Annotated in this window: 15 protein-coding genes and 3 pseudogenes; 8 read left to right on the forward strand and 10 right to left on the reverse strand. The window is 51.6% G+C overall.

Features of this window, described 5'->3' with window-relative positions; genetic code table 11:
- The first annotated feature begins 27 nt into the window (after positions 1 to 27).
- The gene (locus GE278_16130) at positions 28 to 336 is read left to right on the forward strand and encodes a SelT/SelW/SelH family protein (GenBank protein ID QLK62210.1); all 309 of its coding nucleotides are present in this window, start codon (positions 28 to 30) and stop codon (positions 334 to 336) included.
- 26 nt (positions 337 to 362) lie between these two features.
- Here GE278_16130 and GE278_16135 read toward each other — a convergent pair.
- Positions 363 to 467 (reverse strand): annotated as a pseudogene (locus tag GE278_16135) (ribokinase).
- A 353-nt stretch (positions 468 to 820) separates the two neighbouring features.
- On the opposite strand from GE278_16135, the gene GE278_16140 reads away from it, so the two are divergent.
- On the forward strand, positions 821 to 1,603 hold the full coding sequence (locus tag GE278_16140) for an antibiotic acetyltransferase (GenBank protein ID QLK62211.1): 783 nt from the start codon (positions 821 to 823) through the stop codon (positions 1,601 to 1,603).
- A gap of 92 nt (positions 1,604 to 1,695) precedes the next feature.
- Here GE278_16140 and GE278_16145 read toward each other — a convergent pair whose 3' ends face one another.
- Positions 1,696 to 2,853, reverse strand: a complete 1,158-nt coding sequence (locus tag GE278_16145) for an amidohydrolase (protein ID QLK62212.1) — start codon at positions 2,851 to 2,853, stop codon at positions 1,696 to 1,698.
- Between the two features lie 210 nt (positions 2,854 to 3,063).
- Between GE278_16145 and dcuS the strand changes: the two genes are divergently transcribed.
- On the forward strand, positions 3,064 to 4,689 hold the full coding sequence (gene dcuS / locus GE278_16150; protein QLK62213.1) for a two-component system sensor histidine kinase DcuS: 1,626 nt from the start codon (positions 3,064 to 3,066) through the stop codon (positions 4,687 to 4,689).
- Positions 4,686 to 5,405, forward strand: a complete 720-nt coding sequence (dcuR, locus tag GE278_16155) for a two-component system response regulator DcuR (protein QLK62214.1) — start codon at positions 4,686 to 4,688, stop codon at positions 5,403 to 5,405. The genes dcuS and dcuR overlap by 4 nt, the downstream gene beginning before the upstream one ends.
- Here dcuR and GE278_16160 read toward each other — a convergent pair.
- Both GE278_16160 and GE278_16165 read right to left on the reverse strand, forming a co-directional pair.
- Complete coding sequence (locus tag GE278_16160) at positions 5,399 to 6,358, reverse strand: FAD:protein FMN transferase (GenBank protein ID QLK62215.1); 960 nt, start codon at positions 6,356 to 6,358, stop codon at positions 5,399 to 5,401. The two genes, dcuR and GE278_16160, sit on opposite strands and share 7 nt — an antisense overlap.
- Before the next feature lie 64 nt (positions 6,359 to 6,422).
- Positions 6,423 to 9,200: a flavocytochrome c gene (locus GE278_16165; protein ID QLK62216.1), complete on the reverse strand. Its 2,778-nt coding sequence runs from the start codon at positions 9,198 to 9,200 to the stop codon at positions 6,423 to 6,425.
- A gap of 700 nt (positions 9,201 to 9,900) precedes the next feature.
- Here GE278_16165 and GE278_16170 point away from each other — a divergent pair.
- Both GE278_16170 and GE278_16175 read left to right on the forward strand, forming a co-directional pair.
- Complete coding sequence (locus tag GE278_16170; GenBank protein QLK62217.1) at positions 9,901 to 11,412, forward strand: DASS family sodium-coupled anion symporter; 1,512 nt, start codon at positions 9,901 to 9,903, stop codon at positions 11,410 to 11,412.
- A gap of 192 nt (positions 11,413 to 11,604) precedes the next feature.
- Positions 11,605 to 13,251, forward strand: coding sequence for a class I fumarate hydratase (locus GE278_16175; protein QLK62218.1), 1,647 nt, complete (start codon positions 11,605 to 11,607; stop codon positions 13,249 to 13,251).
- A gap of 107 nt (positions 13,252 to 13,358) precedes the next feature.
- Here the strand turns inward: GE278_16175 and GE278_16180 are convergent, their stop codons facing one another.
- Positions 13,359 to 13,595 (reverse strand): DUF333 domain-containing protein, encoded by a 237-nt coding sequence (locus GE278_16180; protein QLK62219.1) that lies wholly within the window; start codon positions 13,593 to 13,595, stop codon positions 13,359 to 13,361.
- 136 nt (positions 13,596 to 13,731) lie between these two features.
- Here GE278_16180 and GE278_16185 point away from each other — a divergent pair, with 136 nt between their 5' ends.
- Complete coding sequence (locus GE278_16185; protein ID QLK62220.1) at positions 13,732 to 13,959, forward strand: hypothetical protein; 228 nt, start codon at positions 13,732 to 13,734, stop codon at positions 13,957 to 13,959.
- Between the two features lie 61 nt (positions 13,960 to 14,020).
- Here the strand turns inward: GE278_16185 and GE278_16190 are convergent, their stop codons facing one another.
- The gene (locus GE278_16190) at positions 14,021 to 14,278 is read right to left on the reverse strand and encodes a DUF1471 domain-containing protein (GenBank protein ID QLK62221.1); all 258 of its coding nucleotides are present in this window, start codon (positions 14,276 to 14,278) and stop codon (positions 14,021 to 14,023) included.
- A gap of 244 nt (positions 14,279 to 14,522) precedes the next feature.
- On the opposite strand from GE278_16190, the gene GE278_16195 reads away from it, so the two are divergent.
- A complete protein-coding gene (locus GE278_16195) occupies positions 14,523 to 14,624 on the forward strand; it encodes a hypothetical protein (protein QLK62222.1) in 102 nt (33 codons plus the stop codon).
- A 173-nt stretch (positions 14,625 to 14,797) separates the two neighbouring features.
- Here the strand turns inward: GE278_16195 and GE278_16200 are convergent.
- The 4 genes and pseudogenes from GE278_16200 to GE278_16215 all read right to left on the reverse strand — a co-directional run bounded on the left by GE278_16200 (position 14,798) and on the right by GE278_16215 (position 18,558).
- Positions 14,798 to 15,323, reverse strand: a pseudogene (locus tag GE278_16200) (DUF4942 domain-containing protein).
- A 139-nt stretch (positions 15,324 to 15,462) separates the two neighbouring features.
- Positions 15,463 to 16,689: an O-antigen ligase family protein gene (locus GE278_16205; GenBank protein QLK62223.1), complete on the reverse strand. Its 1,227-nt coding sequence runs from the start codon at positions 16,687 to 16,689 to the stop codon at positions 15,463 to 15,465.
- Positions 16,686 to 17,858, reverse strand: coding sequence for a putative lipopolysaccharide heptosyltransferase III (rfaQ, locus tag GE278_16210; GenBank protein QLK62224.1), 1,173 nt, complete (start codon positions 17,856 to 17,858; stop codon positions 16,686 to 16,688). Before rfaQ ends, GE278_16205 begins: the two co-directional genes overlap by 4 nt.
- Before the next feature lie 320 nt (positions 17,859 to 18,178).
- Positions 18,179 to 18,558: pseudogene (locus tag GE278_16215) on the reverse strand (DUF932 domain-containing protein).
- Positions 18,559 to 19,329: the final 771 nt, after the last annotated feature.

The raw sequence follows: 19,329 nt of genomic DNA on the forward strand, positions 1-19,329 counted from the left end.
ATAAAACCATCTTAAAAGGGTCATACCATGGAAAAACTTCCGGCCATTACCATCACGTATTGTTCTCAGTGCAACTGGCTGCTGCGCGCGGCGTGGATAGCGCAGGAGCTGCTGAACTCGTTCAGCACCGATCTGGCATCGGTGACGCTGGTGCCGGGCACCGGGGGAATTTATGAAATCAAAGTCGATGACGAACTGATCTGGGAACGCAAGCGTGATGGAGGTTTCCCGGAGGCGGCGGCGCTAAAACAACGGGTGCGCGATATCTGTTTCCCGGAACGGTCTCTGGGACATGTGGATAAGAAGAAAATTCCTGAAGACGGACAGGCAAGCTGATCAAAAAAGCAACCGCGCCGTAATCCCCCTTCTGCATCCATCAGCGCGACGCTCATCCCGGAAGGCACGGTGTCATTTATCGCCACAAACCGGGTATCGACGCCGTTCTGTTCAAGCACGCCGCGCAGAAATAGCAGGAAGGAAGATTTGATCTCTATAAACCTCCGTTAATGCGCTGACATCCAGCACAGCTCGACGGCATGGTGCAACAGAAGGCTCAGAGGGTTCAGGGATCCTCCAGCGCGGCCTCAGCCTTGCAGAAACAGGCCACCGGGCTGGCGGTCGTGGTCGGGCATTTCAGGGTTGATCAGGCCGCCTGCCTAAAACGTTCATCACAGCCCCGGACCTTATCCTCCGGGGCTTTAGCTTTATTTCTTCGCGTTCCCCAGGTTATTCCCGCCGCTCTCAGATTTTTATGACTGTTTTATGCTAGAATTTTGACAAGAAAATATAAAGACGGCGTCTAACTTTTGAGGAATAAGGAATGAAGTACCCCGTTCAGTTTCGATGGACTCAAAAACATGAGGATTATTGTTTACAACATAAGGTCCATCTTAAATTCCCTGAAATGGTGAAAGGGATATATAAAAAGAGAAATCTATTCCTTTTTAAAAAAGGGGAAAAGTTAAAATTTACCGCCGATGTCTGGGTGGAAGAATATGCCTCCATGCCGCGAAAAAGTTTCTGTTCGATGGGCGCGTATTCTTACGCGTGCAGTAAATTACCTAATAACCTCAAAACCGGCCGATTTTGCAGCCTGGCGGCAGGCGTGCGGGTTATGGGGCCGCAACATCCCATACACCGGTTTACTACCAGTCCGCTGACGTATCATGATTTCTTCTCGAAAGTGGCGCAGGAGCAATTTGGGGAAACGCTGAACATTGCGGGCTTCGATTATATGCCACCCGCGACGGCATTAGGTCATGATGTCTGGGTGGGGGAACACGCCGTATTAAAAGGCGGCATCACCATTGGGAATGGCGCCATTATTGCGGCCAATGCGGTAGTCACCGCTGATGTACCGCCTTACGCCATCGTCGGCGGTATTCCGGCTAAGATCATTAAATACCGCTTTGCGCCAGCAATCATCGACCGCCTTCAGGCGATTGAATGGTGGGATTATAAAATTACCGATCTGCCGGATGTCACCCAGTCGGATGACATCCTTTATTTCATCCAGCAGATGGAAGAAAAAATAGCCCGTAGCGAAATAAGTAAACATCAATATAAAATCATGAATATCGCGCAGGAACTGGCGGAGTTATAAAGACTTGCCCCGCTCCCCAATTGTAAGCGTAATTGAAAAGGCCAGACACGTATTGCATCTGGCTTTTTTTTCGCTCGCCTTAAGCAGGTGAATCAGGGTTTTAGTTCTCGTTCTACCAGCGTGGTCAACACGCCGATGCCCAGCGCAATGATATCGTCATTAAAATCATAGCGCGAGCTGTGCAGCGAAGCGGAAGGCGTGGCGCCATCGGCTCCCAGCCAGAAATATGCGCCAGGGCAGGCTTCGAGCAGATAGGCAAAATCCTCGGCAGCCATTGATGGCGCATTGTTGAAATGCACCTGCGTGATCCCCGGAGCATTCTCTGCTGCATCACGCAAAATCACCGCCTGCGCCGGATGGTTTTGCGTCACCGGATACCCAAACTCCCAGCGCACCTCGCCTTTCACACCGTACGGCTGCGGTACGGCCTGAACGTATTCTTCAATCAGCCGCCAGCACGTTTCCCGCGTCGTCCGGCTCAGGCAGCGCAATGTACCGGACATGTGCAGCGTTTCAGGAATGACGTTAATCGCTTCGCCCGCCTGCAATTGCGTGAGGCTGATGACCGTCTGTTCCAGCGGCGACAGGCGGCGGGAAATCAGGCTTTGTAACGATAGGATCAACTGTGCGCCCGCCACCACCGGATCCGCGCCCAGTTCAGGCATCGCCGCGTGGCAGCCCTTTCCGGTGAGTGTGATGTAGAAATTATCCTGCGAGGCCATCATCGGGCCCTGACTGACCGCAATTTCGCCGACCGGCAGACCAGGCCAGTTGTGCAGCGCGTAAACGGCCTGCATCGGGAAGCGCTCAAAGAGCCCTTCTTTGACCATCATCTCGCCGCCGCCGACGTTCTCTTCCGCAGGCTGGAAGATGAAGTGGACGGTACCGTGGAAGTGGCGATTCTCACTCAGATGACGTGCCACGCCGAGCAGAATGGCGGTATGGCCGTCGTGCCCGCAGGCGTGCATCAGGCCGGGGTGTTGGGAGATGTGGTCAAACTCATTGAGTTCCTGAATCGGCAGCGCGTCGATGTCTGCACGCAGTCCCATCGACGGGCCTTCGCCGTTACGAAGCGTCGCGACAATCCCGGTCTCAGCAATCCCGGTATGGACTTCAAGGCCGAACGACGACAACAGTTCGCTGATAGTTTTGGCAGTGCCGTATTCTTTCAGGCCAAGTTCGGGGCGGGTGTGGAAATCCCTGCGCCAGATTTTCGCCTGCTCAATAATCTCTCGGGAAATGACTGCCATAAACCCTCTGTGCTGATCTGAATTCCTGCCGGAGCAAGTCGCTCACCGGCAATATGCTGGTTCAAAGTATCACATTCGCGCGTGAACAGATAAACGTGAAAGCAATAGCGAAAAAGGATGTCAAAGCAGTGGGATAAATGCCGCATTGGGGTAGACGCCGGGGACGCAAACATAGACCATAAGCCATCAATTATGGTTAACGGGGCTTCAATGAGCGACTCGCCGCATCCCGTGCGTAAGCACCCCATGAAACTCAGCACATCTGTCAGCCTGATGATCAGCGCCGTGATCATTTCGGTTCTGCTGGTGGTGCATCTGCTGTATTTCGTTCAGGTCAGTGACACCACCCGCGACGGCGTGAAAGATAAGGCGCTGGCCGTGGCGCGCACGCTGGCGGATTTGCCTGAAATCAAACACGCGCTCGCTCTGCCCCCCGACAGCGGCATTATTCAGCCCATCGCCAGCGCGGTACAAAAACGTAACGATCTGCTGTTCGTGGTTGTGACCAATATGGACGGCATCCGTTATTCACATCCAAACGCGGACGTAATAAGCCATCACTTTATCGGCAACGATATCGATCCGGCGCTGCTCGGCAAAGAGAACGTCTCGATCAATAAAGGCACGCTGGATAAAGCGCTGCGGGTGTTCACGCCCATCTATGATGAGGATCATCATCAGATTGGTGTGGTGGCGATCGGCATCTCACTGGTGAAAGTGACCGAGCAGATCGATAAAAGTCGCTGGAGCATTTTGTGGACGGTTTTGTTCGGCATGATGGTCGGTGGACTGGGTACCTGGATTTTAGTGAAAATGCTCAAACGCATTCTCTTCGGGCTGGAACCTTATGAGATCTCGACGCTGTTTGAACAGCGTCAGGCGATGTTGCAGTCGATCAAGGAAGGGGTGATTGCCATTGATGACAGCGCGCAGGTCACGCTCATCAATCAGGAAGCCCGGCAGATGTTTCTGGAAACCGGCACGCAGTTAAGCACCCGCCCGGAGGATAACCGTGAATCTCAGCCGCTGCTGCTGGCGCTGTGCGACGTCTTACGCACCGGCATTCCACGCCGCGACGAAGAGATCAACTTTAAAGGCCGTTATCTGCTGAGTAATACCGTACCGGTGCGCAGCAATGGCGTGATTATTGGGGCAATCTGTACCTTCAGGGATAAGACCGAGGTCAGCCAGTTGATGCAGCGTCTGAGCGGCATGGTAAACTACGCCGATTCGTTACGTGAACGCTCACACGAATTCATGAATAAGCTGCATGTGATCCTTGGATTGCTGCACATGAAAAGCTATGCGCAGCTTGAAGATTACATTCTCAAAACGGCCAATAACTATCAGGCAGAAATTGGCTCCTTGCTGTTGAAAATCAAATCACCGGTGATTGCGGGCTTTCTGTTAAGCAAGATTAACCGCGCTTCGGATACGCGCCATCTGTTGACGCTCAGCGATGACAGTTTCCTGCCCGATAACGCTAATGAGAACCAGGTAGCCGCGCTGATTACCGTGCTCGGTAATCTGATTGAGAATGCGCTGGATGCGCTGGCGGAACAACCGGCCGGTGAAGTAAGCGTGTTACTGCATTATCAGAATGGCTGGCTGGCCTGCGTGGTCAGCGATGATGGTCCCGGTATCCCGCCTGATGACCTTGAGGCTATTTTTGAGAAAGGGGTCTCGTCGAAAGGCTTTGATCGCGGAGTCGGGTTATTCCTGGCAAAACAACAATTAGAAAACCTGGGCGGAACGATTGCCGTTGAGTCTGAACCTGACGTTTATACTCAATTTTTTGTTCAACTTCCGTGGGATGGTGAGAGGAAAACTGCATGATCAATGTGCTGGTAGTCGATGATGACGCCATGGTCGCAGAGCTCAACCGCTGCTACGTGGGCCAGATTGCCGGGTTTACGTGCTGCGGAACGGCTTCGACGTTACAGCAGGCAAAAGACATGGTGCTGAATACTCAGTTGCCGATCGACCTGATCCTGCTGGATGTCTATATGCAGCAGGATAACGGGCTGGATTTGCTGCCGGAGCTGCGAAATGCCAGACGTCCGGTGGATGTGATTGTGATTTCATCTGCGGCAGACGCTAAAACCATCAAGAAATCACTCAACTATGGCGTGGTGGATTATCTGATCAAACCGTTCCAGTTCTCCCGCTTTGAAGAGGCGCTGACCGGCTGGAAACAAAAGAAAGCGCTAATGGATAATCAGCAATATTACGAGCAGTCGGACGTTGACCGGTTAATTCACGGTAACAATCAGGCGACAGCGGACACCAAAAAACTGCCCAAAGGCCTGACGCCGCAGACGCTGCGCACGCTGTGCCTGTGGATTGATGCCCATCCTGATACGGAATTCTCAACGGATGAGCTGGCGCACTCGGTGAATATCTCGCGCGTCTCCTGCCGTAAATACCTGATCTGGCTGGCAGACAGCCACATTTTGTTCACCAGTATTCACTACGGCGTGACCGGACGACCGGTGTACCGTTACCGTTTGCAGGCGGAGCATTATTCATTGCTGAAACAGTACTGTCAGTAAACCGGGCGGAAAGCGTTATCCAGCAACGTGAAGCTAAACTGACGCTGTGAGGAGAAAATCACCTGCTGATCTTTGGTGACGAAAATGGCCTCGATATCCGGGATATCCCGCAGGTACCGCAGGCTTTTTTCAACGCCCATGCCGTACAGCAGCGTGGTGTAGATGTCGCCGTCGATTGAATCATCAGAAATAACGGTGACGCTGAGCAGTTCATTATCCAGCGGGTAGCCGGTTTTTGGATCGAGAATGTGGTGGTAGCGGCGGCCCTCGCATTCGAAATAACGTTCGTAAATGCCGGACGTCACCACCGATTTGCCGTTCACATTAATCACTCCGATCAGCGCATCCGGTGCCGAAAATGGCGTCTTCAGACCGATGGCCCATGCCCCTTCCCCGCCTGCGCCCAGCGTCTGCACATTCCCGCCTAGATTGATCAGCGCATTCTCCACCTTTTCCTGCATCAGAAAATCCCGCACCACATCGGCAATATAGCCCTTGGCTATCGCCCCGAGATCAATTTCCATTCCGGCTTTTTGTAGGAGAACCGAGCGCGTGGATTCGTCGAGAATGACGTCATGAGGGTTTGTCAGCGGGAGAAGCGCCTGGAGATCATCTGCATCGGGCACGCTGTTACCGCTAAAGCCGATTTTCCAGCGTTTGACCAGCGGGCCGATGGTGAAATTGAAACTGCTGTCCGGCGACTCACTGACAGCTTTCGCGCAGCGGATGAGATTAAACACCGGCTGGCTGACGGCCACCGCATGGCTGCCCGCCGCATGGTTGACTGCCATGACCTCGGAATCGTGCCGGTTCACCGTAAAGATATTTTCCTGCTGTTTGATAAGCCGGAAAACGCGGGACGCCAGACCCTCATTATGTTCAAACAGCTTGAGAAGAATGGGGGAACCCATCAAAACAGCGGAATAAGCATAAACACGGGCGTCTGGCGTCATAGATAATACCTGAACTGAAGAAGTGAAAACCTGCGCCACAGGGCGCGACGCAGGTTGTTAGCCGTTACCGCAGTGCGTGAATGGCGGCATTACGTCCCGCCAGAATACCGAAGATGATGATATCTGCAACGGCATTCCCGCCGATGCGGTTCGCACCGTGGATCCCGCCCGCCACTTCACCCGCCGCAAACGCCCCGCGGATGACCTGCTCGTTGGTGTCCAGTACACAGGTATCGGTGTTGATCGTCACGCCGCCCATGGTGTGATGCACGCCCGGCGCAATGCGGATCGCGTAGAACGGCCCCTGATTGATCGGATGGCGCAGCGCAGTTTTACGGCCAAACTCGGCGTCGTCCTGTTTATCTACGGCCACATTATAACTTTCCAGCGTGGCGAGCAGCGCGTGATGTTCCATCTCCAGCTTCGCCGCCAGTTCCATCGGTGATGCAGCACTGATAACAAAACCGCGTGCGATGTATTCATCCGCTGCTTTGTTGTTCAGGCGAATCTGCTCGTCAAACACAACATAAGCAAATTTCTCCGGCAGGCCGATAATGTTTGCCGACACTTTGTCGCGGGTTTCCATTTCATTAAAGAAACGCTTGCCCGCCTGGCTGACCAGAATCGCACCGCCGCCACGAATGGCTTCGGAAATCAGGTAGGAGGTGGTTTGCTCCACGGTCGGGTGGATCTGGATTTCGCCCATATCCACAGCGCCTGCGCCTATTTTCTGCAAAATCGCGATGCCGCTGCCGGTCGCACCTTTATGGTTGGTGGTCACGAAGCCATCCAGCTCAGGGCGATATTTCACCACCATTTCACTGTTGGCGCTGAAACCGCCGGTTGCCACAATGACGCTTTTGGCATTAACGATCAGCACATCATTATCGTCGTTGAGCAACTCCACGCCCTGCACCGCGCCGTCGTGATAACGGATTTCGGTGACGGACGTATCGAGCATCACGTCGATATTACGCTTGTTGAGATTCTTCACCAGACCGCTTATCAGGAAGCCGCCGACGGCGCTGCGATCTGCCGGACGGTGTGTGCGGTCGATGCTCATGCCGCCGGTGATGGTGATGTCGCTCAGCTCAATGTTGTGCTCAGCCAGCCATTCAACTGCCTGCGGGGCGCGCTCGACGAACTCTTTGAGCAGCACGGTGTTGTTCTTGAACTGGCCGCCTTTCAGGGTTTCCTGATAGAACAACTCTTTACTGTCTTCGATGCCTTTTAGTTTCTGATAACGGGTATCCGCAGCGTTCATGCCAACAGAGGCTTTGATAGTATTACCGCCAATAGTGGACATTTTTTCCACGATCAACACTTTCGCCCCTTCATCACATGCCTGTATCGCCGCAGCCAGACCAGCGCCCCCGCTGCCAACCACCACAACGTCATAACGTTGCGGCTCAGACAGACTGCCGCCCTCTTCCAGCAACTGCGCTTTGCAGGATTTGGCGATGGCTTTGGAGACGGCTTTTTTCACCGCTTCACTCTGCTCGGTCGCACCGGTTACCGCATCAACGTGCGGGCTGTTAGCATCGAGAATACGCGTACGGATGATGTCGAAACTGGTGGTGAACTCGACGTCAACGTCACTCTCCGCTTGCAGTTCGATATCAGTAATACGGTCGGTTTCCAGGCTGACGTTAATCGCCAGCTCATTGACCGGATCCTGCACTTTTTCCCGGAACACGCCGGCTTTAAATTTTTTCGAGCTCATACTCATATCGCGGATCATCGCGTCCACCAGCGAGAAGCGCCACAGCGGTTCAGGGATGGTCAGCGCTTCGCGTTGGGTGCTGTCGATGAACAGTTCGAGTTTCTGATCGTTAGCAATGCGGTCAGTCCAGTCGGGATAGGCGATGCACGCTTTCCCGATGGCAATCATGTCGTAACCGTGGGACATCGCCAGTTCGGCGTCGGCTCTATTAACGATACCGCCTACGCCCATCACCGGGATTTTCGCCAGCGTTTCTGAACGCATCGTGACGTATTTGTCGATAAGCGGCGTCGGATCAGTGGTATCGACAATAGAAGGACGCAGCGAGTATCCCAGCGAGAAATGCAGATAATCCAGACCGCGCGCCGCCAGCTGCTCCAGCAGATACATCGTATCGGCGAAACGAATGCCTGGCTCTTCCAGCTCTTCCGGCGAGAATCGGTATCCAATGATGAAAGAAGAATCGGCGTACTTCTGCGCCATGCTGTGAGTGATATCGAGAATGGCCAGCGGGAAACGGGCGCGGTTTTCGCGGCTGCCGCCCCATTTGTCGTCGCGCTGGTTGGAGTTCGGTGAGAAGAACTGCTGGATAAGGTACGTGTTAGCGCCGTGGATTTCCACGCCGTCGAAACCCGCTTCAATGGCACGGCGCACGCCTTCGCCGAATTTGGCGATCATGCCGTCTACTTCTTCTGCGGTCAGCGCGACCGGCGTTGCCGCACCCTCACGCGGCGCGGCCAGTGCGCTTGGTGCGACCGGCGTCTGGCCGCCAATCAGTTTGGGTTCACTCATGCGGCCGCCGTGATAAATCTGCAACACCGCTTTAGAACCCTGAGATTTCACGGCGTCGGCGATTTTTGCCAGACCGTCAATTTTGCTGTCGTTATCGATGCCAATCGCACCGGGGAACGCCAGCCCTTTGTCATCGATAAAGCAGCACTCGACGATCACAGTGCCGATGCTGCCTGCACGTGCGCGGTAGTACTCCACCAGTTCGCTGGTGACGGTGCCGTCGTAAAAACCGGTACAGGTGGTCATCGGTGCCATCAGCACACGGTTTTTCAGCACGGTGCCATTTGGCAGAGTGAACGGGCTTAATAATTGCGGGTTATGGCTCATAATATCCAGCTCCAAATTTAGAAAATATTTAATAATCTGTGAATTCGTTATCGGATTTGTTTTATTAATTTTATTTGTGGCCGATGTCATAGGAGTAATATAACGATATCTTTACTTTCAAAAGGTGTAACGTTAGTTTATTAACTATTTATCCATTAATAGAATACCCGCATTATTAAATTAATGTTAACCATGTTATTAAACGATCACATTAATTTAAATTAAGAACCATTTCACCTGTAATTTAAAGCCGTAGTATTACATTCAGACGAGGGTAACTGGCGTCAGGACAACGCTCACAGCGTCTGGCTTTAGTGGTTTGATGCAGTCTGAAGGGGCATTTCAAAAGCCGTTTCACTACTCCTTTTTTCACCTGGTTTAGATGCGGGAAATACCCCTGTTCCGCAGCAGGAATAAACACAGCTAAAATAAAGCCCACATCGACTCTCAATACTTTTCTTAAATTTACATAGCTCCGTATTTTCTTGATCGAGATCAACAGTAATAACTACGAAAAACGCATTATATAAACATAATCTCCCCATTAAGGGGAATGAGAGTAATTAAACTCAAATAACAATAATGGAGCAATTTAAATGCCACCATTAAATAACTAAAGAAACTTGAGTAACTAAAAAAAGCATAATCATCTTACCTATGTATCAACAAACCTATTCTCAACTACTTGTAGACAAATAAAATGACAGATATCTCAAAAACTACGGTTACACCGCAGGCGAACAAACCGGCAGGGGGCAAGAAAAACCGCCTTCTTCTCATGTTCTTACCTGTGCTGGTTGCAGTGTTGTTGTTACTCGCTCCCGTCCCCAACGGTTTAGAACCGCATGCATGGCACTTCTTTGCCATCTTTGTCGGCGTGATCGTGGGCCTTATCTTCGAACCTTTACCGGGTGCCGTTATTGGCCTGACCGGCGTCGTGGTCATCGCATTATTCAGCCAGTGGTTGCTGTTCAGCCCGGCGGAACTCGCTGACCCTAAATTCAAAATGGCGGCGCAGTCCTTTAAATGGGCAGTGAGCGGCTTCGGCAACTCAACGGTCTGGCTCATCTTCGGCGCATTCATGTTTGCCGCAGGCTACGATAAGACCCAGTTCGGCCGCCGTCTGGCGCTGATTCTGGTGAAATATCTTGGCCGCCGCAGCCTGACGCTGGGTTATGCCATCACCTTTGCCGATTTACTGCTGGCGCCGTTCACCCCGTCTAACACCGCGCGTAGTGGTGGCACGATCTACCCGATCATCGCCAACCTGCCGCCGCTCTACGGCTCCAAACCGAATGACCCGAGCGCCCGTAAAATCGGTTCATACCTGATGTGGGTAGCGATCACCGCCGCGTGTATCACCAGCTCTATGTTCCTGTCCGCTCTGGCCCCTAACCTGCTGGCGCTGGGCATCGTGAACAGCATCACCGGGATCAACATTTCCTGGGGTACGTGGTTCTTCGCCTTCCTGCCAGTCGGTTTGCTGTTGCTGCTGACCATGCCGCTGCTGGCATACTGGTTTTATCCGCCGGAAGTAAAAATTAATGATGAAGTGCCGCGCTGGGCGACCGCTGAGCTGGCCAAACTGGGCAGAATGTCCCGTCACGAAATCCTGCTGCTGGTCTTCGTATGTTGTGCACTCGCCATGTGGATTTTTGCCGCCAGCTTTATCGAACCGGCGATGGCAGCACTGTTAGTTGTCGTGCTGATGTTGTGGACCGGCGTTCTGAACTGGAACGATATCACCAGCAATAAACCAGCCTGGAACACCTTCGCCTGGTTCGCCACGCTGGTCGCACTGGCTGACGGCCTGTCCCGCACCGGCTTCATCGCCTGGCTGGGCAAAGAAGGCGCGGCCACCATGGGCGGCATCTCTCCGGGTACCGCGACTATCGTGCTGCTGCTGGCGTTTTATCTGCTGCACTACCTGTTCGCCAGCACCACGGCGCACACCACCGCGCTGTTACCGGCTATGCTGACCATCGGTGCTGCCATTCCGGGCATTAACATGCAGGTATTCTGCCTGCTGATGGTGACGTCACTGGGGATCATGGGGATCATCACGCCATACGGTACCGGCCCGAGCCCGATTTACTACGGCAGCGGCTATCTGCCAACCAAAGACTACTGGCGTCTGGGCACCATCTTCGGTGCGATTTTCCTCGCCGCGCTGCTGCTGATTGGTTACCCGTGGATGATGATGATGTTCTGATACGGGCGATAAAACACCCCACAAAGCATTAACAGAGCATTTACTGGAAGAAAACATATAAACCACGTTGCCAGCCCGTGTATAAGGCTGGCAACATAGAGAAAGCATATAAACGTCGCCCGATTTGTCCCTGATACACCCGAAACGAGAAGTCCTGCTAGTGGCGGCAATAACGGATAAAGTGAGAAAACAATGTCGAACAAACCATTCCATTATCAAGACCCGTTCCCCGTAACCAAAGACACGACCGAATACTACCTGCTGACCAAAGATCATGTTTGCGTAAGCAACTTTGACGGCCAGGAAGTGTTAAAAGTTGAACCTGAAGCGCTCACCCTGCTGGCACAGCATGCCTTCCACGATGCCTCATTCATGCTGCGCCCTGCGCATCAGCAGCAGGTGGCTTCCATTCTTCACGATCCGGAATCGAGCGAAAACGACAAATACGTCGCGCTGCAATTCCTGAGGAACTCTGAGATCGCCGCAAAAGGCATTCTGCCGACCTGTCAGGACACCGGCACCGCGATCATCATGGGTAAAAAAGGCCAGCGCGTCTGGACCGGCGGCGGCGATGAAGCCAGCCTGTCGAAAGGCGTCTATAACACCTTCATCGAAGACAACCTGCGCTACTCACAGAATGCCGCGCTGGATATGTATAAAGAAGTGAACACCGGCACCAACCTGCCGGCGCAAATCGACCTCTATAGTGTCGATGGCGACGAGTACAAATTCCTGTGTATCGCTAAAGGCGGCGGTTCTGCAAACAAAACCTATCTGTATCAGGAAACCAAGGCGCTGATCACTCCGGCGAAGCTGAAAGGCTATCTGGTGGAGAAAATGCGCACGCTCGGTACCGCAGCCTGCCCTCCATACCATATTGCATTTGTGATCGGTGGGACTTCCGCTGAAGCGACGCTGAAAACCGTTAAACTGGCCTCCACACATTACTACGATGGCCTGCCAACCGAAGGCAACGAGCACGGTCAGGCTTTCCGCGATGTGAATCTGGAACAAGAGTTGCTGGTCGAAGCGAATAATCTCGGCCTGGGCGCACAGTTCGGCGGCAAATACTTTGCACACGACATCCGCGTCGTACGCCTGCCACGTCACGGCGCATCATGCCCGGTCGGCATGGGCGTTTCCTGCTCCGCAGACCGTAACATCAAAGCCAAAATCAACCGCGACGGCATTTGGATCGAAAAACTGGAAGACAATCCGGGCCAGTACATTCCGCAAGCGTTGCGTCAGCAAGGCGAAGCCGGGGTGGTGAAGGTGGATCTGAACCGTCCGATGCCTGAAATTCTCGCGCAGTTGTCTGAGTATCCGGTATCAACCCGTCTTTCCCTGACCGGTACCATCATTGTTGGTCGCGATATTGCTCACGCTAAACTGAAAGAGCGTCTGGATAACGGCGAAGGCTTGCCGCAGTACATTAAAGATCACCCGATCTACTACGCAGGACCTGCGAAAACGCCAGAAGGTTATGCCTCCGGTTCTCTCGGACCAACCACCGCTGGCCGCATGGATTCCTATGTGGATCAGCTCCAGGCTAACGGCGGCAGCATGATCATGCTGGCAAAAGGTAACCGCAGCAAACAGGTAACTGACGCGTGCCAAAAACATGGCGGCTTCTATCTGGGCAGCATCGGTGGCCCGGCAGCGGTTCTGGCGCAGCAAAGTATCAAGAGTCTGGAATGCGTGGAATACCCAGAGTTAGGCATGGAAGCGATCTGGAAAATCGAAGTAGAAGATTTCCCTGCGTTCATTCTGGTTGATGATAAAGGTAACGACTTCTTCGAACAGATCCATGCCAGCACCTGCGCGAAGTGCGTGAAGTAAAAAACCCGTCTTTAAGATAAACAAAAGGCCTGCCGGAAACGGCGGGCCTTTTTTATGCAATATATTCCACTGACGCTACAAATTGATGGCGCAAACCAAATGAAAAATTACTTATGATCTCTGCGATATAAATCCCACTCGTCGATACGCTCCCCGCCCGGCAGAACACAATCCGACCGCTCGCCCTGCGACGTTTGGACGCGCACCGACGTCCCGCCTTTTTCATAACAATACACCGCCGCAGGATTTGCCATGCCGACGGGCAGAGATTTTACCGGTTCTGACTGAGCACCCGCGCAACCAGCCAACACTAATGCACTCATCAGAAGAAACTGTTTGTTCATAACAGACCTTGTTTGGAAATTTCATTACCGGAAAAAGTGAGCACATTTCAAAAGTCACCTCATCTCACATACCCGCACCCGCTTTAGGACTATGATAATTTTGTCTTAACGACTTCATAAATTTGGGAGGGATGATATGGAAAGGTACCAAAATCGGGGAGGAAATTCAGGTATCGTCGCTTTCGCAATAACGGAAGATTCAATCACACTGAAGTTTAAAGATGGCTGGCATTACATTTATAACGCCGTCCGGCCTGGGCAGACAGATGTGACCCTGATGAAGGCCATGGCAAAATCCGGCAGCGGACTTCACGGCTATATCAACCGCAAGATCCAAAACAATTACTTCCATAAATACCGCTAAAAACGAAAAAGGCGGCAATCGCCGCCTCTTCTGCTTACTTCTTCGAATCACTCATTTGAGCTTATTTATACAGCTCAGCCGTACCGTACATCTGGTTGTTACCGGAAGCACCGATGATGCGGTATGAACTTGCACCCGCCTGAGCTGCTTTCGCATTCAGTTCTGATTGCAGACCTGAAAGATCACCATTAGACGTTGCGCTTACCACACCGATGGTCTGCTGACCGGCCGGAGCGGACTGAACTTCAGTTGCTGCCAGAGTAGAGAAAGAAGCGCTAGCCAGTGTCAGAGCGGCGATTGTCATTGCGATAGTTTTCATGATGTTTTGTCCTGTCAGTCAATTTTGTGTGGGTCACCTGCTTGAGCAACCCCGGTTTCGGGTCAACGTTATTTATTAATTAACGTTTGATAAACAAATAATAGAGACTGTAGGAAGTTTGCGCAAGCAATTTATTTAATGATCGTTAACTTATTGTGCCATTGAGTGACAGAAGGACAAATGGGTTTAAGGGAGATTGGGAGACAGGCAACGTACGGGAGCGATCGCCTGACTTGAAGGTGAATTGATCATTGCAAAGGAGACTGGCGTCGAGGTTAAGGTGATTTGCCCAAGCCGATATTTTGATGGGAAAACAGGAACAACAATAGACAGAAATCTGAGGTGAGAGACGAGTTGATTTTTTGATCAGGATGGAATCTTAAAGCAGAAATGGTGCGACTACCGGAATCGATGCATTGTGTTATTTACATGATAAATATAAATTAATTTAGATTTGATAAATCTTATACCCTCATTTGTACCCTCGATCTCATTTCATAGCAAATCAGAGATTCAAACTTAGGTGCGAGAAGGAAGCATGGAAGGAAAATGTTTCGCCACTATGTCATTCATCTTATCAACCAAGTCCGGTCTTTTAAAGGTGATATGCCCCGTGCCTTTCTGAAAGTAACGAATACTAAAGTAGTCGTCCTCGTAGACATGCGATGCTTTCTGTAAACTGACATGTTCCATCAGCCGGGTACTTATGTCGCCCCGATTATCAGGGATCGGTTTTCTATCCAGCAGAAACAGCATCCGTTCCAAATCGGCCAATTGATCTCGTCGCCAGCCACCGCTCAGACTGAAGCCCCAGCGATTGTGAGTCACCAGATTGTTGATGATGATCTTCTTTCCAAAACTACACGGACTGTTAGTTTTGTAATCCCCCGCCAATGCTGCTGGTGGTTGCCGAGATGCCTTCAAGCTGGAAGATAAGGGCTTCAGTCTGTGCCAGCGCGGCGTTACGGCCCGTGACGATCCGCTCGATATTGGTCGAGCAGATAAGTTCAGTAGGGTCAGTTAATACTTCGGGTTCTGCCTGCATAATGTGTTTTCCGTATCTGTAAGCAAAAGAGTTAAACCAAGAAGGCAGCTCGGATGAAATTCGTTTATGCCAACTAATAAAAAAGCGAGAGGCCGTGAAGCCCCTCGCTCGATGAAATGGATTTATATTGCTTCAATATTTATGGGTAATTATTCGCCTTTGCTCCAATGGCTTTAGCAGCCAGCATGGCGGCAATCACCATAAACAGATGGCCTTCGGCGGAGTCCAGTAAGAAGGAGTTGAATAGATGGCAGGCCATATAGGCACTCAGTATTGCGACCATCAGATTACGAACCGGTACCGGCTGTCGCCAGGATTCGCGATAGCAATACAGCATCCAGAGCAAGAACAGAGCAAGCCCCACCAAACCAGATTGCACCGTCTCCAACAGGTACTGATTGTGTGGATTATTGACGTTGTAACCGGTCTCGGGATTGCCGTACCAGAAGCTTCCCGCCCCATTACCCAACCACGGCGCTTGCTTAATCAACCTTAGAGATTCCTCAACAAAGGCCGTGCGCTGCCCCATCGATGTTTTGCAGGAATCAAAAGCATCTCCATCAGCCAGCACCAGACAGTCGTGTATTTCTGCCACACCCAGTGCGACCCTTTCCGTCGCCCGGTTAGGGACAAAGGCCAGTACGCAAATCACGCCCAACCCTAAAGCCATCACGGCCAGACGATGGCGTAGCCCCAAAGATAAGAGCAGCCATGCGCCCAGCCCAACGACCAGCGCGACATAGCCGGTGCGGCCCAGTACCAGAAACAGGACGTCATAGCTGGCCAGGGCAACAAGAGTGGCATAACCCCAGCGCTTCATGCCTCGATGAGCAAAAGCTCGCGACAGCCAAAGCAGCGCCGCCAGCGCCATGAAGAAGTTTTGGGTAATGTGCAGCTTAAAGACGGTGGGGTTTAGAGGATTTAAATGGCCTATCTGCAGATGAAAAATACCCATTGCGAGACTCACCAGAAGTATCACTGCATTGGCCAGTAAAAATCCGTTCACGGATCTGTTTATGGCTGCGGGTACCTGCAGAAAAAACAGCGCCAGAGGCAGGACAAATAACAGCTTTTTGTACTTACCCAGCATCTCAGTGCCATAGGCATGAGGCTGTATAAAGAGAGATAATGCCAGCAGCGTAAACATCAGGGCTGGCAACCACACCAGCGGATGCTTGATTAGCGCCTTCACGTTTTGTCGATCCCACCGCCATAAAACACACAGCAGAACCAACCCAAAAGCAAGGTTCATCAGAGGGTTCGAAACCGGTAACGACACGCCCAATAAAAATGCCGTCAGACCAAACAGTCTGCCGGCGCGGTCGTGTCCGAATTGAGATTCAAGAATGGGTACAAGTGGGGTCATGATTGACTCATTTCAGGTGAAAAGTGGTGAGATTTGTTCGCTATAGCTGGGCGTTGAACCGCGCCCAGACGCCGCACAACGGCAGTAATGACATCGGCGACCGGGATCGCATCGAGATAGCGTTCGGACGTATCGGTATTAATGTCATCGGGGGAAGGCAGAGGACGATAATTCCCCGCCCATATCAGGGTGTGCGGAGCCTGCCAGGGGTGCCACTGTTTGAGATTGCTGGGACCGAACAGTACGACAGAGGGCGTTTGCAGCGCGGCGGCCATGTGCATCGGTGCAGAATCCACGCCGATAAACAATTTGGCACGGTCAATCAACACCGCCAGCTCAGGCATATCCAGCTTACCCGCCAGATTGATAATCTCCTCAGGGTAAAGGCATCCGTTTAGAATTTGCCGGATACTGCTGATTTCCTCTTCAGAACGCCCGCCGGTTATCACTATCTTTTCTCCACGCTGCATCAGGTGGTCAATTAGCTGACTATAGGAGGTTATTGACCAGTTTTTGAAAGCCCAACGGGCGGTCGGCTGGATAACGATATAGTCGGTCAGTGGTCTTTTTCGGCAGAGTAATTCAAGGTGATCGATATCCATTCGTCGGTATGACATCGTGACGTCAGTGCATATGACAGGTAACGCGAGCAGCTCAAGAATACTGAGGTTATTCATCACGGTATGGCGCGATGGCTGCAGGTCAGTATCAACCAGCGCCGAGTGGCAGAACCGCCATAAACGGTTATTACGTCTGGGATAACGAAAGCCAATGCTAAACGTGGGTTTAAGCCTGTAACAGTAAAATGCCGCACGCCATTGGTCCGACAGATTAAGGATCAGATCGTAATGCCCGGTACCCAGACTGCTCAGCAGCGCTTTCTCTCCCCGGTATTGTCTCTTTAGGCCTTGTTTCTTCAGCGCCCGGTCGACGGTATAAGTGAGATAAACCGCCTTATTTCCCGCCAGCATCACCTCTGTGCCTTCATAGACCAGTACGTCAATCAGGGCCTGTGGGTAATTTGCCTTTAACGTATTGATTAACGGCGTGGTCAATAATACGTCGCCAAAGTGACGGAGTTTTATCACCAGGATACGTATCGGTTGGTCACGGTTTGGCAGGTTGTGATTAAACGTTATGTCGTGGCTGATTTTCTTTTCGTTATTCATTCCGTCATCTCAAAAAATGTGCAAAGAAAGTCCTTCCGACAGGGATCGAAATAATGAGGATTTACGTCATTTACATGACTTTGGAGTGAACAGCGAAAGCCAGGCCAACCTGACCTCCCCTGTGATATTGCCTGGTGTCGGCGGGGTGTATGCGAGTGCAAAATCCTGATGAGACAAGCACTTGCAATACTCAATGACCCGTGGCGATCTTATCGGCAGGTGAAACAAAAAGATAATTGGTTGTACAGATCAATCCGATCGTACCGATCGGTGAAAACGATCAATCCATTACTGAGTGAAAGGGCATTGTTACGAGGGCTTTAAGAAGAGAGTTGCAGCATGTTTTCGGCCATCACCCACAAGGCGCGATTAAGTTTAATATCACCATCAATACCCTTTACCGCTCGTGTGTGAGCACGTTTACCGGCAGCGGTTCGGCCACTCAGACCGCCTTTGAGCATGTTTTCCTGGATACGCTGATAGGTGGTCCACAAGTCATCTTGCCGGTCCTCCCAGCGGCGAGCGGTCAGAAGCTGAGACTCGGTGACGGGGTGGTGTTCTTCACCGTATCGATAGTTGAGAACCGCATGCGCGAAGGCCTGGCGAGCCGGTGCGGACAGATTCAGGCATTGCATGGCTTCGCGCTGCTCTTCAACACGTTCAAAACTTCATATGCCCCCTCTGTCACCCGGCCAACCACGTCACCTTTATGCGGGACACGTACCTCACCAAAGGTATCCAGCCCGTTGGCACAGACTGACGGTACTTGGGTCAGAGCAGAAATATTTCCCCTGCAAAGACAGCAGCGCTGTTATTGCCCTGAATGCTTAAACCCTCTGAGATTTCGTATCACTCACACGGAAGGCCGCTTTTTCGAGCATGACCTTGAACACGGTGATATCAATACATTGGAGCGATGCCCCCATTTACTCACATCCTCACCCTTTCTAACGACGCCCCTGCCAACCTCATTCGAGTACACTGCTCAGACAACGGTACGGAACGATTTTTCTGGTTTGGGTGCCCCAAAGCCGCAACGTTAACTTTGCGTAATGTGCAACTACGAGTTCAACGGACTGAAAATCTGTCCCCGCTGCGATAATCGTTTGTACTGCACAGAAGTGATAAACAGGAGTACGGTAACCCTATCGTTTAAGTTTGCTCAGTAAATCCGGAACACGGCTCTAAAATCTCTCCAAAGTGTAATAAAAGGATAATTCCTACAAAGGGGAAATTGAACATGAAGCACTAAAGAGTACTTAAGGCATCGGCCGCTGGTGAAGAATGAGCGATATAAACGACCACCCCACACTTAATTACTAAGAATTTTCCCACAAAATATCTTAGTAATACATTCACAGGAATTATCTTAATAAAATACCGACCCGAACTTACTAATAATTCAGTGACACCTTTAGATGACATACCCTATTTTAATGCCCCTTTGATTTATGGTACTTTCTGCTGCATT

The organism is Enterobacteriaceae bacterium Kacie_13 (genome assembly GCA_013457415.1).
GTDB lineage: Bacteria > Pseudomonadota > Gammaproteobacteria > Enterobacterales > Enterobacteriaceae > Rahnella.